This is a genomic window from Pseudomonas sp. Soil_N_39, from assembly GCF_057655955.1.
Genome location: NZ_JBDGLI010000006.1, coordinates 174619 through 189365 on the forward strand (window position 1 = coordinate 174619; position 14747 = coordinate 189365).

General features: G+C 62.9%; 11 protein-coding genes. 5 read left to right on the forward strand and 6 right to left on the reverse strand.

What is annotated here, in order from left to right; translation table 11 throughout:
* Positions 1-105: 105 nt before the first annotated feature.
* The 6 genes from AC3A5O_RS11590 to edd all read right to left on the reverse strand — a co-directional run bounded on the left by AC3A5O_RS11590 (position 106) and on the right by edd (position 8168).
* Positions 106-1407 (reverse strand): ABC transporter substrate-binding protein, encoded by a 1302-nt coding sequence (locus tag AC3A5O_RS11590; protein ID WP_122566844.1) that lies wholly within the window; start codon positions 1405-1407, stop codon positions 106-108.
* Between the two features lie 116 nt (positions 1408-1523).
* On the reverse strand, positions 1524-2783 hold the full coding sequence (locus AC3A5O_RS11595) for a D-mannose isomerase (protein WP_487753197.1): 1260 nt from the start codon (positions 2781-2783) through the stop codon (positions 1524-1526).
* A 226-nt stretch (positions 2784-3009) separates the two neighbouring features.
* On the reverse strand, positions 3010-4479 hold the full coding sequence (locus AC3A5O_RS11600) for an ATP-binding protein (protein WP_305482881.1): 1470 nt from the start codon (positions 4477-4479) through the stop codon (positions 3010-3012).
* A complete protein-coding gene (locus AC3A5O_RS11605) occupies positions 4469-5200 on the reverse strand; it encodes a response regulator (protein WP_060738873.1) in 732 nt (243 codons plus the stop codon). The genes AC3A5O_RS11600 and AC3A5O_RS11605 overlap by 11 nt, the downstream gene beginning before the upstream one ends.
* 185 nt (positions 5201-5385) lie before the next feature.
* Positions 5386-6345, reverse strand: a complete 960-nt coding sequence (locus AC3A5O_RS11610; protein ID WP_305470026.1) for a glucokinase — start codon at positions 6343-6345, stop codon at positions 5386-5388.
* The gene (gene edd / locus AC3A5O_RS11615) at positions 6342-8168 is read right to left on the reverse strand and encodes a phosphogluconate dehydratase (protein WP_122566850.1); all 1827 of its coding nucleotides are present in this window, start codon (positions 8166-8168) and stop codon (positions 6342-6344) included. The genes AC3A5O_RS11610 and edd overlap by 4 nt, the downstream gene beginning before the upstream one ends.
* Positions 8169-8398: 230 nt before the next feature.
* On the opposite strand from edd, the gene gap reads away from it, so the two are divergent.
* The 5 genes from gap (at position 8399) to AC3A5O_RS11640 (ending at position 14637) form a co-directional block, all read left to right on the forward strand.
* On the forward strand, positions 8399-9400 hold the full coding sequence (gene gap / locus AC3A5O_RS11620; RefSeq protein ID WP_003184623.1) for a type I glyceraldehyde-3-phosphate dehydrogenase: 1002 nt from the start codon (positions 8399-8401) through the stop codon (positions 9398-9400).
* Between the two features lie 201 nt (positions 9401-9601).
* A complete protein-coding gene (locus AC3A5O_RS11625; RefSeq protein WP_122566851.1) occupies positions 9602-10108 on the forward strand; it encodes an RNA polymerase sigma factor in 507 nt (168 codons plus the stop codon).
* A 150-nt stretch (positions 10109-10258) separates the two neighbouring features.
* Complete coding sequence (locus AC3A5O_RS11630) at positions 10259-11164, forward strand: FecR family protein (protein ID WP_122566852.1); 906 nt, start codon at positions 10259-10261, stop codon at positions 11162-11164.
* A gap of 118 nt (positions 11165-11282) precedes the next feature.
* Positions 11283-13877 carry a TonB-dependent receptor gene (locus tag AC3A5O_RS11635; RefSeq protein WP_487753198.1) on the forward strand — a complete coding sequence of 865 codons (2595 nt, stop codon included), beginning with the start codon at positions 11283-11285 and terminating at the stop codon, positions 13875-13877.
* 169 nt (positions 13878-14046) lie between these two features.
* Positions 14047-14637, forward strand: a complete 591-nt coding sequence (locus tag AC3A5O_RS11640; protein ID WP_487753199.1) for a biliverdin-producing heme oxygenase — start codon at positions 14047-14049, stop codon at positions 14635-14637.
* Positions 14638-14747 lie beyond the last annotated feature (110 nt).

The window sequence follows — 14747 nt, forward strand, 5'->3', positions numbered from 1 at the left end:
GCTCGCGATGAAGGCACCTCGGTCTTTCGAATGACCGCGTTATCGTTCATCGCGAGCAAGCTTTGCTCCCACAGGCTCGCTCCCACAAAGGGACCGCGGCGCTAATTACTTCGCTGACTGCACCGCCGCACCCAGTTTCTTGGCTGCGTCAGCCGGGTCGGCTTTCGGGTCGTTGATGTAATTGGTCACCACATCGAAAAACGCACCCTGTACCGCCAGCGTGGTCGCCATGTTGTGCGCCATGCTCGGTTGCAGGCCGCCGGTCTTGGCGTCCGTCAGGAAGTCCTTGGCAGCGGTCTGGGCGCAGGAATCGAAACCGTACTTGGCCATGTCGCCCAGCATGTCGTTGCGCACCGGGATCGAGCCCTTGTTGATGCTGAAGACTTTCTGGAAGTTCTCACCCAGCACGACCTTGGCGATATCCTGCTGGCCAGCCGCAGTGCCCTTGTCCTTCTGCTTGAACACCGCCAGGGAGTCGATGTTGTAGGTGAAGGCCTTGTCGGTGCCCGGGAAGGCCACGCACTCGTAGTCCTTGCCGGCGACTTTCTTCGCTGCGGTCCACTCGCTCTTGGCCCAGTCACCCATGATCTGCATGCCGGCCTTGCCGTTGATGACCTTGGCCGCTTCCAGGTTCCAGTCCTGGCCCTTGCCGTCGGCGTCCATGTAGGTCGCGACTTTCTTCAGCTCGGTCAGCGCCTTGACCATTTCCGGACCGGTCAGGGCCTTGTTGTCCAGGTCGACCAGGGCCTTCTTGTAGCCATCAGCGCCCATCACCGAAAGCACCACGGCTTCGAACACGGTGCTGTCCTGCCAAGGCTGGCCGCCGTGGGCGAGCGGAATAAAGCCCGCGGCCTTGAGCTTGTCGCCGGCTGCGTAGAATTCTTCGAGGGTGGTCGGGTTCTTGGTGATGCCGGCCTTCTTGAAGACTTCCGGGTTGATCCACAGCCAGTTGACGCGGTGGATGTTCACCGGCACGGCGACGTAGTCACCTTCGTACTTCACGGTATCGGAGACTTTCTTGTCGAGCAGGCTGTCCCACTTTTCGGCCTTGGCAACGTCCTTGAGGATGTCGGTGTCGAGCAGGCCGGTGGACGCCCATTCCTGGATGTCCGGGCCCTTGATCTGGGCGACACCCGGTGGGTTGCCGGCCACCGCACGGCTCTTGAGCACGGTCATGGCAGTGGAACCGCCACCACCGGCGACAGCGCCGTCCTTCCAGGTAAAACCGTCTTTCTCTACCTGGGCCTTGAGCACATCGATCGCGGCTTTTTCACCACCCGACGTCCACCAATGGACGACTTCCACGGAACCTTTGGATTCGGCGGCAAGCGTGGTGACAGGGAAGGCTGCGACGGGAAGCAGGGAAGCAAGAGAAATGACAGTAGCGAGGCGAGAAATCGCATTCATCTAGAATTACCTTTCTTGTTGTTATGCATGCAAGTCTGGTGCTTGCGCTGCATGGATTCTAATCAGAGGGAATCCCTTCGCAGGTAACGAAGGGACGTGCAAATGTCACGACATGGTTACACAGGCGCAGAGCTGGATAACCGCGCCAGGGCTGACGCCATGCTCGGTGCCAGGGGCAGGCGCGGAATCAGGACCGCCTGCCAGGCGTGATAAAGATCCGGCTTGCCCGGCCAGATATCGGCGCTGGGACGGTTTTGCGGATCGAGTTCGTGATGCCAGCTGCCGTTGCAGCGGTCGATGAAATGTTTGTCGCAGAACTCCCAGAAGCACCGGTACCAGGCCTCGTACTTCGCCTCGTCGGTGCGCTTGAGCAAGGCGCTGGCAGCGGCCGCCGCTTCGGCGTGAACCCAATGCAGGCGATGGCGAACCACGGCGCGGTTATCCCAGTCCAGGGTGTAGACAATGCCCGGCGCGCCATCGACGTCCCAGCCGTGGCGGCAGTTCTGGTCGAAGAGTTTTTGCGCGTCCTGGGCCAGCCATCCCGGGGTCAGCATGCCGATCTGGACCCGTGCGGCTTCAAGGTGCAGCAGCAGCCGAGCCCATTCAAAACCGTGGCCGGGCGTGGTGCCGTAGGGGCGGAAACCATCGGCGGGATTGTCTTGGTTGTATTCGCGCAACGGCTGCCAGTGGCGATCGAAATGCTCCACCACCAGGTAGTCGTTAGCCGCGGCATGACCGTGGATCACCCGCTCGACAATGCGCAGGGCGCGGGCCAGCCAACGAGGATCGTCGGTGGCATCGGCCAGGGCCAGGAAGGCTTCGGTGGCGTGCATGTTGCTGTTGGCGCCGCGATAGGCCTCCTCCTCGCTCCAGTCGCGGTTGAAGGATTCGCGCAACGCGCCTTCCTCCTCACACCAGAAATGCTCATCGATGATCCGCACCGCTTCGTCCAGCAGTGCTGGCGCGCCGGGACGCTTGGCCACCACCGCGGAACTGGCCGCCAGGGCAACGAATGCATGCAGGTAGGCCGCCTTGCCAGCGCCGTCTTCATCAGGCCGCGTCGTGGCGAACCAGCCACCGTGCTCGGCGTCGCGCAAACGGCCGTTGAGGGCCTGGATGCCGTGATCCACCAGCTCAGCGAAACCCGGCAGGCCCTGGATGTGAGCCATGGCGAAGCTGTGGGTCATGCGCGCGGTGTTCATGGTCTCGGCCCGGGCATCGGCCGGCAGGCGCCCAAGTTCGTCCAGATTGCCAAAGCCGTCCGGCAGCTTCGAGGCCTTGGCGAACGCCAGCAGCCGCAAGCCTTCATCGGCAAGCCATTGCTGGTGGGCAGGCGCGTTCAGCCAACTGCTGAAGGCCGGTTGGAAGGTGTCCATCGGAATACCTTTTTTGTTGTTTTGACGCAGGGAGTCTAAACAAGGGATGGCGGGCGGCAGGTAACGAAAGGGGCGAGTTATGTCACCGACTTGTGACATTTACCTGGGAGATGAGGTGAGGCTACTGGCGCCATCGCGAGCAAGCTCGCTCCCACACTGGGTCTGCGGCGTTCACAAAACTCCTGTGGGAGCGAGCTTGCTCGCGATGAACGATAACGCGGTCTGATCAATCCACACTGCGCGGCAACTGCAACGTCACCCGCAACCCACCCTCGCGCAGGTTCTGCAGGCTCACTTCACCCCCATGGCTGTGGGCGATGTTGCGGGCGATGCCCAGACCCAGGCCGTAGCCCTGCTGCTGCCCGGCCAAGCGGAAGTGTGGTTCGAAGACTTGCTCCAAGCGCTGTTCCGGCACACCGGGGCCTTCATCGTCGACGTGCAGGATGAACGCGGCTTCATCGTCATCGATGTGCAGATGGGCGTTCTGTCCGTATTTCAAGGCGTTGTCGATCAGGTTGCCGATGCAGCGCTTGAGGGCCAGCGGCTTGCCGGGATACGGCGCCAGCGCCCGGCCATCCTGGGTCACCCGACCGTTGCCGTTAGGCGCCAGGTACGGCTCGACCAGGCAATCGAGCACATGGTTGAGGTCCACCGGCTCAATGTTTTCGTGGATGTCGGTGTCCTTGACGCATTGCAACGCGCCTTTGACCAGCAGCTCCAGCTCATCCAGGTCACGGCCGAACTTGGCTTGCAGGTTTTCGTCTTCCAACAGCTCGACCCGCAGCCGCAACCGGGTGATCGGTGTGCGCAAGTCGTGAGAGATCGCACTGAACAACTGGCTGCGCTCCGTCAGGTAACGGCTGATGCGCTCGCGCATGGCATTGAAGGCTCGCCCCACTTCCACCACTTCGCTGCCACCGCCCTCGGCCACCGGTTCCACTTCGGCACCCAGCGACATGTCCCGCGCGGCCCGGGCCAGACGCTTGAGAGGCCGGCTCTGCCAGTGCACCAGCAAACCGATGAACAGCAACAACAGGCTGCTGGTGAGCAGGATGAAACCGACCTGTTGCTTGGGCAGGCTCTGTTCTTCGAGGCTGGTGTAGGGCTCAGGGAGCAGCGAGGCGATGTACAGCCACTCGCCCGGCGCCATCTGGATCTGCGTGACCAGCACTGGCGGGTTCACCGGTTCGAGGGTCAAGGCGTAGTGGGCCCACGAACGGGGCAGTTCGTCGAGCTTGAGTCCGGCGTTGAAAATCCGCAGGTCATCGGGGCTGACAAACTGCACGGAGATGTCGGCGCTACTGCCCAGGGATTGGCGCAGCACCTCGTCCACCGCCTTGAGCACCGCCAGCTTGCGCGGCGTGACCGGCAACACGTCCATGCCCAGGGGTTTGTCATTGAGGGTGACGACAAACCGCGTGCCGCCCATGCTGCGCAACTGATCGAGCACCAGCGGCCGGTAAGCCACCGGCAGCGACCGCAAATAACTGACGCTGGCGTTCATCGAATGGGCAAGGCTGCGGGCACTGGTGATCAGGCCTTCGAGCTGGGTGGCGCGCAATTGCGAGACCCAGATCACGCTGGACAGGGTCTGGGCGAACAACACCACCAGCAAGGTCAGCAACAGCATCCGGCCTAGCAACGAGCGCGGTACCGGTACCCGCCGGGCGATTTTCCTGATCCAGTCAATGCCCATTGCTGGCAACCACACTGGCCGCCAGTTGGTAACCGCTGCCCCGCACCGTGCGAATCAGCCGCGGCGGCTTGTCGGTGTCACGCAGGCGTTGGCGCAGGCGACTGACCGCCATGTCGACGATCCGGTCCAGGGGCATCAATTCACGGCCACGGGTCGCATTGCCGATGGTGTCGCGGTCGAGGATTTCCTGGGGATGGTCGAGAAACAACTTGAGCAGGGCGAAGTCGGCACCGGAGAGAATCACTTCTTCACCGTCGGTGTGAAAAAGCCGATGGCTGACCATGTCCAGCCGCCATTCATCGAAGGCCAGCACTTCACCGCCGGAACGTTCCTGGCCGAATTGCGCCCGGCGCAGCAGCGCCTTGATGCGCGCCTGCAATTCACGGGGGCTGAAGGGCTTGCCCAGGTAATCATCGGCGCCCAGCTCCAGGCCGATGACCCGGTCGGCCTCGTCGGAACTGGCGGTGAGCATGATGATCGGCACATGGGCCTGGCGGGGGTGCTGGCGAACCCAGCGGCAAAGGCTGAAGCCATCTTCATCGGGCAGCATCACATCGAGGATCACCAGGTCGCTCGGCGCATCGTTAAACGCCTGGCGAAACCCGGCGCCGTCGGGCGTGGTGCGCACCTGGAACCCCGCACGGCTGAGGTAGGTGTCCAGCAGTTCGCGAATCTCCTGGTCGTCGTCGACCAACAAAATCGATTTGTTTACTGAACTCACGGGCCTCGTCCTTGTTGTTTGGATTGGGGCGATTATGCCTGATGGATGAGGACTACAAACACACTACAAAAACCCTGTGGGAGCGAGCTTGCTCGCGATAGTGGTGTAACAGTCACCTCAATAGCGACTGGCACTCCGTCATCGCGAGCAAGCTCGCTCCCACAGGGGTGGGTATATATCGAATTTTAAGCGGCGGCGGATTGCTCCAACGCCACGCCCGCGCCCATCAGGCCGGAGTATGGCGCGGTCACCAGCCAGACCGGAATGCCCTTGAAGTAATCGCTCATGCAACCCTTGTCGGCGAAGCAACGGGCGAAACCGCTTTCGAGGAAGAAATCGGCAAAGCGCGGGACCACGCCACCGACGATGTAGACGCCGCCGCGCCCACCCAACGTCAACACATTGTTGCCGGCCACGCGCCCCAACCAGCGGCAGAACTGCTCGAGCACTTCCAGGGCGATGGGGTCGCCAGCCAGGCCGGCCGCGGTGATGGATTCGGGGGTATCGAGCACCGGCACATGGCCGTCCACGGCGCAAATGGCCCGGTACACCCGCGGCAAACCGCTGCCACTGAGGGCGGTCTCGGCGCTGACGTGGCCAATTTCATTGTAAATGTGCTGCCACAGCTGGGTTTCCCGTGGGCTGCTCATGGGCAGGTCGACATGGCCGCCCTCCCCCGGCAGCGCGGCGAAGCGGCCCTCGCCCAGGTCCAGCAGCGTCCCGACGCCCAGCCCGGTGCCCGGCCCGATCACCACCGCCGGCCGCATCGGCTCCGGGGTGCCTTCGCAGACGACCCGGTATTCATCGGGACGCAAGCGGGTCATGCCCAGGGCCATGGCCGAGAAGTCATTGACCAGCAACAGCTTCTCGACCTCCAGGGTCTTGCAGAACGCCACGTTGCTGAGGCGCCAGTGATTGTTGGTGAAACGAAACTCATCGCCGCTCACCGGGCCGGCCACCGACAGGCACACAGAACCGATGGCGCCCGGCTTCAGGCCCATGCCGCTCAGGTACACCTGGATGGCATCTTCCGGGCAGGCGTAGTCCGCCGTTGCCAGCACCTGAATGTTTTCCAGGGTGTGGTTTTTCCACAGCGCGAAGCGTGCGTTGGTCCCACCGATATCACCGACCAAAGCCAGTTTCAATTAAGCGTCTCCAGGGCAGAAGTGAAGGCGCTGGCGCCCTGCTCCGCCGAGCTGAAGGCCATGCGCATGAAACCGAACAGCTCGCGGCCGGTGCCGATGTTGTTACCCAACAGGCCCTTGGCCGGCGTGCGCGCGGCGAATTCCTCGGCGTCCACCTTCAACTCCAAGGTGCCTTTGACGCCATCGACGCGGATGATATCGCCCTCCTGCACCCGGGCCAACGCGCCGCCGACATAAGCTTCGGGGCTGACATGAATGGCCGCCGGGATTTTCCCCGACGCACCGGACATGCGCCCGTCGGTCACCAGCGCCACTTTGAAGCCACGGTCCTGCAACACACCGAGGAATGGCGTCATCTTGTGCAGCTCCGGCATGCCGTTGGAGCGCGGGCCCTGGAAGCGCATCACTGCGACAAAATCTTTTTCCAGCAGGCCGGCCTTGAACGCGTCCGCCAGGTCCTGTTGATCCTGGAAGACCATGGCCGGGGCTTCGACAATCTGGTTTTCCAAGGCCACGGCCGAGACCTTCATCACCCCACGGCCCAGGTTGCCTTCCATCACTCGCAACCCACCTTCCGGCGAGAAGGCGCGAGCCACCGGGCGCAAAATGTTTTCGTCGAGGCTTTCGATCGGGCCGTCGCGCCACACCAGCTCGCCATCCTCGAGGAACGGCTCCTGGGTGTAGCGGCTCAGGCCGTGACCGAGCACGGTGTTGACGTTTTCGTGAAGCAAACCGGCTTCCAGCAACTCACGGATCAGGAACGACATGCCGCCCGCCGCCTGGAAGTGGTTGATGTCGGCCTTGCCGTTCGGGTAGACGTGGCTCAGGGTCGGCACCACCTCGGAGAGGTCGGCCATGTCCTGCCAGGTCAGCTGGATGCCTGCCGCCATGGCGATGGCCGGCATGTGCAGCGTGTGGTTGGTGGAGCCGCCGGTGGCGTGCAACGCGACGATGGAGTTGACCAGCGAGCGCTCATCGACGATCTCACCGATCGGCATGAAGTTGCCGCTTTGCTTGGTCATGCGCGTGACCTGGAACGCCGCTTCACGGGTCAGGGCATCGCGCAACGGCGTGTTCGGGTTGACGAACGAGGCGCCAGGCAGGTGCAGGCCCATCACTTCCATCAGCAACTGGTTGGTGTTGGCGGTGCCGTAGAAGGTGCAGGTGCCGGGGCTGTGGTAGGACTTCATCTCCGATTCCAGCAGCTCTTCGCGGGTGGCCTTGCCTTCGGCGTAGCGCTGGCGCACGTCGGCTTTTTCCTTGTTGGAAATGCCCGAGACCATCGGCCCACCTGGCACGAAGATCGTCGGCAAGTGACCGAAGCGCAACGCGCCCATCATCAGGCCCGGGACGATCTTGTCGCAGATGCCGAGCATGAGCGCGCCGTCGAACATGTTGTGGGACAGCGCCACCGCCGTGGAGAGCGCGATCACTTCGCGGCTCGGCAGACTCAGTTCCATCCCCGCCTCGCCCTGGGTCACGCCGTCGCACATCGCCGGCGTGCCACCGGCGAACTGGCCGACCGAGCCGATCTCGCGCAGGGCTTTCTTGATCTGTTCCGGGAAGGTTTCGTAGGGCTGGTGGGCCGAGAGCATGTCGTTATAGGACGACACGATGGCGATGTTGGCGGCGTTCATCATCCGCAGGTGGTGTTTGTCTTCGGTGCCGCAACCGGCCACGCCGTGAGCGAAGTTGGCGCACTGCAGCTTGCCGCGCATCGGGCCGTCGCTGGCAGCACCACGGATCAATGCAAGGTAAGCCTCACGCGTGGCGCGGCTGCGGGCGATAAGCCGTTCGGTGACCTCAAGAACGCGGGGATGCATGTGTAGAACTCCAGGCTAACGGGTGTGGCGACCTGATTGTCTATGCTGGTCAAAAGCCCGCCGCACGCTGTGTGGAAGGCGAGGCGACAGACGGTTTTTGACCATTCGGACCAGTTGATTCAGGTCACTCGTTGTAGATAAAACAAAATATTGCCACTAAAAAGGCTTGTTTTCTATTTTTATGCGAATAATCTTGTAATTCCAACAACAAATCGACGGCGGCGCAGTTAATGACTCTTCGAATCGCAATCAATGGTTTTGGCCGCATCGGCCGCAACGTCCTCCGTGCACTGTATACCCAAGGCTATCGTCGCGACCTGCAGATCGTCGCCATCAACGACCTGGGTGACAGTGCCATCAATGCCCATCTGCTCAAGTTCGACACCGTGCATGGCACTTTCGATGCGGACGTGCAGCACGACCACGAAAGCCTGACGGTCAATGGCGACCGCATCTCGGTCAGCGCCATCCGCAACCCGGCCGAACTGCCTTGGGCGGCCGAGAAGATCGACGTCGTGTTCGAATGCACCGGCCTGTTTACCGACCGTGCCAAGGCCGCCGCGCACATCAGCGCCGGCGCCCGCAAGGTGATCATCTCGGCCCCGGCCAAGGGCGCCGATGCCACCGTCGTGTACGGCGTGAACCACGATATCCTGCGCCAGTCCCACCAGATCATCTCCAACGCGTCGTGCACCACCAACTGCCTGGCCCCGGTGGCCCAGGTGCTGCACCGCGAGCTGGGTATCGAAAGTGGCCTGATGACCACGATCCACGCCTACACCAACGACCAGAACCTGACCGACGTCTACCACAGCGACCCGTACCGCGCCCGTTCGGCCACCCAGAACATGATCCCGAGCAAGACCGGCGCCGCCGAAGCGGTGGGCCTGGTGCTGCCGGAACTGGCCGGCAAGCTGACCGGCATGGCGGTGCGCGTACCGGTGATCAACGTGTCCCTGGTCGACCTCACCGTGCAGCTCAAGCGCGAAGCGTCGGCCGAAGAAGTCAACGAGCTGCTGCGCCATGCCAGCCAGCATTCGAAGATCCTCGGCTACAACACCCTGCCGCTGGTCTCCAGCGATTTCAACCACAACCCGCTGTCGTCGATCTTCGACGCCAACCACACCAAGGCCAGCGGCAAGCTGCTCAAGGTACTGGCCTGGTATGACAACGAATGGGGCTTCTCCAACCGCATGCTGGATAACTGCCTGGCGTTGTGTAACGCGGAATAATCGACACGGCAGTCTTGAGCTTTTCTGTGGGAGCGAGCTTGCTCGCGATAGCGGTGTATCAGCCAACATCAATGGCGACTGGCACTCCGTCATCGCGAGCAAGCTCGCTCCCACAGGGTTTCAACGCTGGTGAAATGAAGGCTTGACCCGCCCTGTAGATGATAAGCATTATCATCAGCTCGAACCGGATCGGGCCCTACCGTGAGTCAATCGCGCTTTCATCACGTCTTCCTCGCCCAGCGCACGCCGCTGCTGCGCACCCTCGAGCGCATGGTCAGCAACCCCAGTACCGCCGAAGACCTGCTTCAGGAAACCTACCTGCGCGTCACCCGCGCATTGGCCGAACGCACGGTCGAGCACCTTGAACCCTTTGTGTTCCAGACCGCCCGTAACCTGGCGCTGGACCATCTGCGTGCCCGACGCATCCAGTCTCGAACCCTGCTGGATGACGTACCGCTGGAAGTCGTCCATAACGTCGCCGCTCCCCAGAGCAGTGCCGAGGACGCCGCCCATGCCCAACAACTGCTCGAGCGCCTGGACGTCAGCCTGCAGGCCCTGAGCCCGCGACAACAGCAGATTTTCATCCTCAGCCGCCTGCATGGCCACAGTTACCAGACAATCGCCGAACGGCTGGGCGTGTCCCTGAGCACGGTGCAAAAGGAACTCAAACTGATCATGGCGATCTGTGTGGGACAGCTGCAGCGATAAGATTCGAGCTGCAAGCTGCAAGTTGTATGCGGGCTTGTGCTTGCGACTTGAAGCTTGAAGCTTGTAACTTGCCGCTGAACCGAGGAACGAGAACCCACCGTGACGGACAACTCCCCTTCTCCTGCGCCGACGCCGGAAACCGCCCATGCCATGGAGCAGGCGCTGGACTGGCTGATCCTGCTGGACAGCCCCAGCGAGGAACAGACGCGGCAGTTCCAGGCCTGGCTGGCGGCCGATCCACGTCACGGCGAGGCGTTCGCTCGGGCCCAGGCGATCTGGAACGGCCCGCAGGTGCTGGAGGGTGCCCGCCGACTTGCAACCGCACCCAAGGTCACCGCGCTGTCGCGCCTGCGCGCCCACTGGAAACCCCTGGCCACCGCCGCGGTAGTGTTCCTCGGCCTGTTCAACTTCAGCGACCTGCCCCTGCATTTCCAGGCCGATCACCTGACGGTGGTCGGTGAGCGCCAGCGCTTGCAATTGGAGGACGGTTCCAAGGTCCTGCTCAACACCGACTCGGCCTTCTCCAGCACGTTCAGCGAACAACGGCACGTGGCCCACTTGTACAAGGGCGAGGCCTTCTTCGAAGTGCCGGGCAACCGCACCCTGCCGCTGGAAATCGACGCCGGCCCGGTCACCGCCAGCGTCAGCGACACCACGTTCGCCGTGCGTTACCTCGACGGCGTGGCCCAGGTCCAGGTGCAGCGCGGCGATGTGGACCTGCGGGCCAACCGCAACGACACCCATGTACGGTTGTCGGCCGGCGAAAGTATCCGCATCGGCCCCAACGGCTTCGACCGCCCGGCCCGGCTCGATGCCAACACGGACCTGGCCTGGGTCCAGGGGCGGCTGGTGTTTGAGAATCGGCCGCTGAGCCAGGTACTGGCCGAGCTGCGCCGCTACTACCCCGGCTGGATCATCAACAGTAACGAACAGTTGGCCAATGTCGCGGTGACCGGCAATTACCGCCTCGATCAGCCGTTGGACGTGGTTCGCTCCCTGGCCCATATCACCTCGGCGCGGCTCCAGGAATTCCCGGCGCTGGTGATCTTGAACTAAATGAGAATTATTTTTACTCGATAGGCTCCGCTGGTTCGTCTCGTTATAGCCAATGCAATTGATTCGCATCCAGCGATGCGATCTGCACCTATAACAGATGCGACACGGAGCGCTATCGATGTCCTCTCGCCTTACTTGCCGGTTTCTTGCCCCCTCTTGCACGCTGTCACTGCTCACCGCCGCCATCCTGATGGCCGGCACCGCGCCGCTCGCCCTGGCCGCCAATACCGTACAACCCGCTGCCCGCAACATGGGCGACTACACCTTTGCCATCGCCCGGCAGCCCTTGGTCTCGGCCTTGAATGCATTCACCGCGGTCACCGGCTGGCAAGTCGGCATGCCAGCGGAACTGGCCGAAGGCGTCGCGTCGCCAGGAGTGAACGGCTCGCTGCCGCCGGAAAAAGCCCTGGAACGCCTGCTGGTGGGGACCCACCTGGACTACCGCAAGCTGGGCGACAACAGCATCGTCCTGGAAAGGCGCAGCAGCGGCAGCGCGATGGAGCTGCAGCAGGTGACCATCAGCGCCACCCGCCAGGAGCAAGACATCACCAGCGTCCCGAGCACGGTCACCGTCCACGACCGCCAGGAACTGGACCGCAACAACGTCAATACCCTCAAAGGCCTGGTGCGCTATGAACCGGGCGTGTCGGTGGGCGGTGCGGGCCAACGCGGCGGCATCAGCGGCTATAACATTCGCGGCATCGACGGCAACCGGATCCTGACCCAGGTCGACGGCGTGGAAGTACCCGGCGATTTCTTCAACGGCCCCTACGCCAAGACCCAGCGCAATTACGTCGACCCGGAAATCATCAAGCGCGTGGAAATCCTCCGCGGCCCGGCCTCGGTGCTGTACGGCAGCAATGCCATCGGCGGTGCCGTGAGCTACTTCACCCTCGATCCGGACGACATCATCAAGCCGGGCGAGGACGTTGGCGCGCGGCTGAAGACCGGCTACAGCTCCGCCGACGAGAGCTGGCTCAAGTCCGCCACCGTCGCCGGTCGCAGCGGCCCCTTCGACGGCCTGCTCCACTACAGCCAGCGCGACGGTCACGAAACCCAATCCTACGGCAGCCACAACAGCACCGGCCTGGACCGCACCGCCGCCAACCCGCAAGACGTGCGCGCCAACAACGTGCTGGCCAAGCTCGGCTGGAACTACAGCGATGATGCACGCCTTGGCCTGGTCTACGAGAAATACAAGGACGACCGCGACAGCGACCTGAAAAGCGCCTACGGCGGCCCCTACGCCAACGGCCAGCCGGCGATCCCCGACTTTGTATTGCCCGGCGGCATGTACCAGTGGCGCACCGGCAACGACACCATCACCCGCGAGCGTTTCGGCCTGGAGCACCGCTTCGCCCTCGACAGCCTGCTGGCCGACCACGTCAAATGGAGCCTCAACCATCAGGTCGCCAAGACCGACCAGAGCACCGCCGAGTTTTACTTCCCGATCACCCGCCAGGTCCTGCGTACCCGGGATACCCTCTACGAAGAAAAGCAGTGGGTCTTCGATGCGCAACTGGACAAGGCCTTCAGCGTCGCCGACACCGATCACGCGCTGACCTACGGCACCACCATCAAGCAACAGAAAGTCACCGGCTCGCGCAGCGGCAATGGCGTGTGCCTGGCGGTCGGCGCCGGTTGCTCCGCGGTGGGCGCCATCAGCACCCGGGACGTGCTGGCAAAGGTCAGTGATTTCCCGGACCCGACCATCAACACCTACAGCCTGTTCGCCCAGGACCAGATCAGCTGGGAGCGCTGGACCTTCACGCCGGGCCTGCGCTACGACTACACCCAGCTCAAGCCGCACCTGACTCAGGAATTCCTCAACGCTGTGGACCCTACCGGCGGCGGTAACGTCAGCGGCAGGAACAAGACCTGGCATCGCGTCTCACCCAAGTTCGGCCTGACCTATGCCCTGAGCGACGAGTACACCTGGTACGGCCAGTACGCCGAAGGCTTCCGCACACCGACCGCCAAGGCCTTGTATGGCCGCTTCGAAAACCCCGACGCCGGCTACAGCGTCGAGCCCAACCCAGATCTGGAACCGGAAAAAAGCAAAAGCTATGAGACGGGGCTCAAGGGCCGTTTCGATTCCGGTTCGTTCGACGTGGCGGTGTTCTACAACAAGTACCGCGATTTCATCAACGAGGACGCCATCACCCCCGGCGCCAACCAGTTGACCTTCCAGAGCAACAACATCAAGCACGCCACCATCAAGGGCGCCGAAGTCAAGGGACGCCTGGACCTGGACGTGCTGGGGGCGCCGAAAGGCCTCTATACCCAAGGCTCAGTGGCCTACCTCTACGGGCGAAACAACGACACGGGCGAACCGCTCAACAGCGTCAACCCGCTGACCGGCGTGTTCGGCCTGGGCTACGACCAGGAGCAGTTCGGCACCTTGCTCAGTTGGACCCTGGTCAAGAAAAAAGACCGCGTCGACGACAGCAACTTCAACTCGCCCGATGGCGTGAGCAGCCAGTTCAAGACGCCAGGCTTCGGCATCCTCGATCTGACGGGTTTCTACAAGGTGACCCGCGACGTGACCGTCAGCGGCGGTCTCTACAACCTCACCGACAAGAAGTACTGGCTGTGGGATGACGTGCGCGGCTACGACAGTGTTGGCGAAGCGGCGGTGCTGAACCCCGCCAACCTCGATCGCCTGACGGCGCCTGGGCGTAACTTCGCGGTGAACCTGATCTGGGATATCTGACTCGGTTGCCCAGGCAAAACAGACACCTTTGGCGAGGAGAGACATGTGGGAGCAAGGCTTGCCCGCGATGAAGGCGATGCGGTCTTTCCAGAGATCGTGGCGTCTGTTTCGCGAGCAAGCTTTGCTCCCACACCCCCTCGCCACACGTTCTCATTCGAAGGAATTTTTCATGACATCACAACGCCCCGCTTCCCGCTCCCAACGCCTGAACCAGATCACCCACGAACCCCACAGCAAACTCGACGCGCTGGTCAAGGCCCACGCCCCGTTCGAAACCCCGGCCAGCTTCGCCCGTTTCGTCGTCGCCCAGTACCTGTTCCAGTCGGAACTGGTGGCGCTGTACAACGACGCCGAGCTGTCCGCCCTGATCCCCGACCTGCCGGCCCGATGCCGGGCCGACGCAGCCAAGGCGGATCTCGCCGACCTGGACACCGAAGTCCCCGCGCAGGTGGCCGGTGCGGTGAACAACCCGACCCAGGCCGAAGCCCTGGGCTGGCTGTTCGTCTCAGAAGGCTCCAAGCTCGGCGCCGCGTTCCTGATCAAGCGTGCCGTGGGCCTGGGGCTGAGCGAAACCTTCGGCGCCCGCCATTTGGCGGAACCTGCCGGCGGACGCGCCGAAGGCTGGAAAACCTTCACCCGCACCCTCGACGGCCTGGCCTTTACCGAACTGCAGGAAGCCGAGGTGGATAAAGGCGCACTGGCTGCCTTCAACCGCTTCACCGTGCTGCTGGAACAGGCCTATGCGGCCGAGTTGGCCTGACGGTCACCGCCTCCCACTGGGATTTATGGTGGATACATAACTTGCCGCCCCCCAGGAACCCGTGTGGGAGCGAGCTTGCTCGCGATGACGCCAGACCAGTCGCCCTTCAT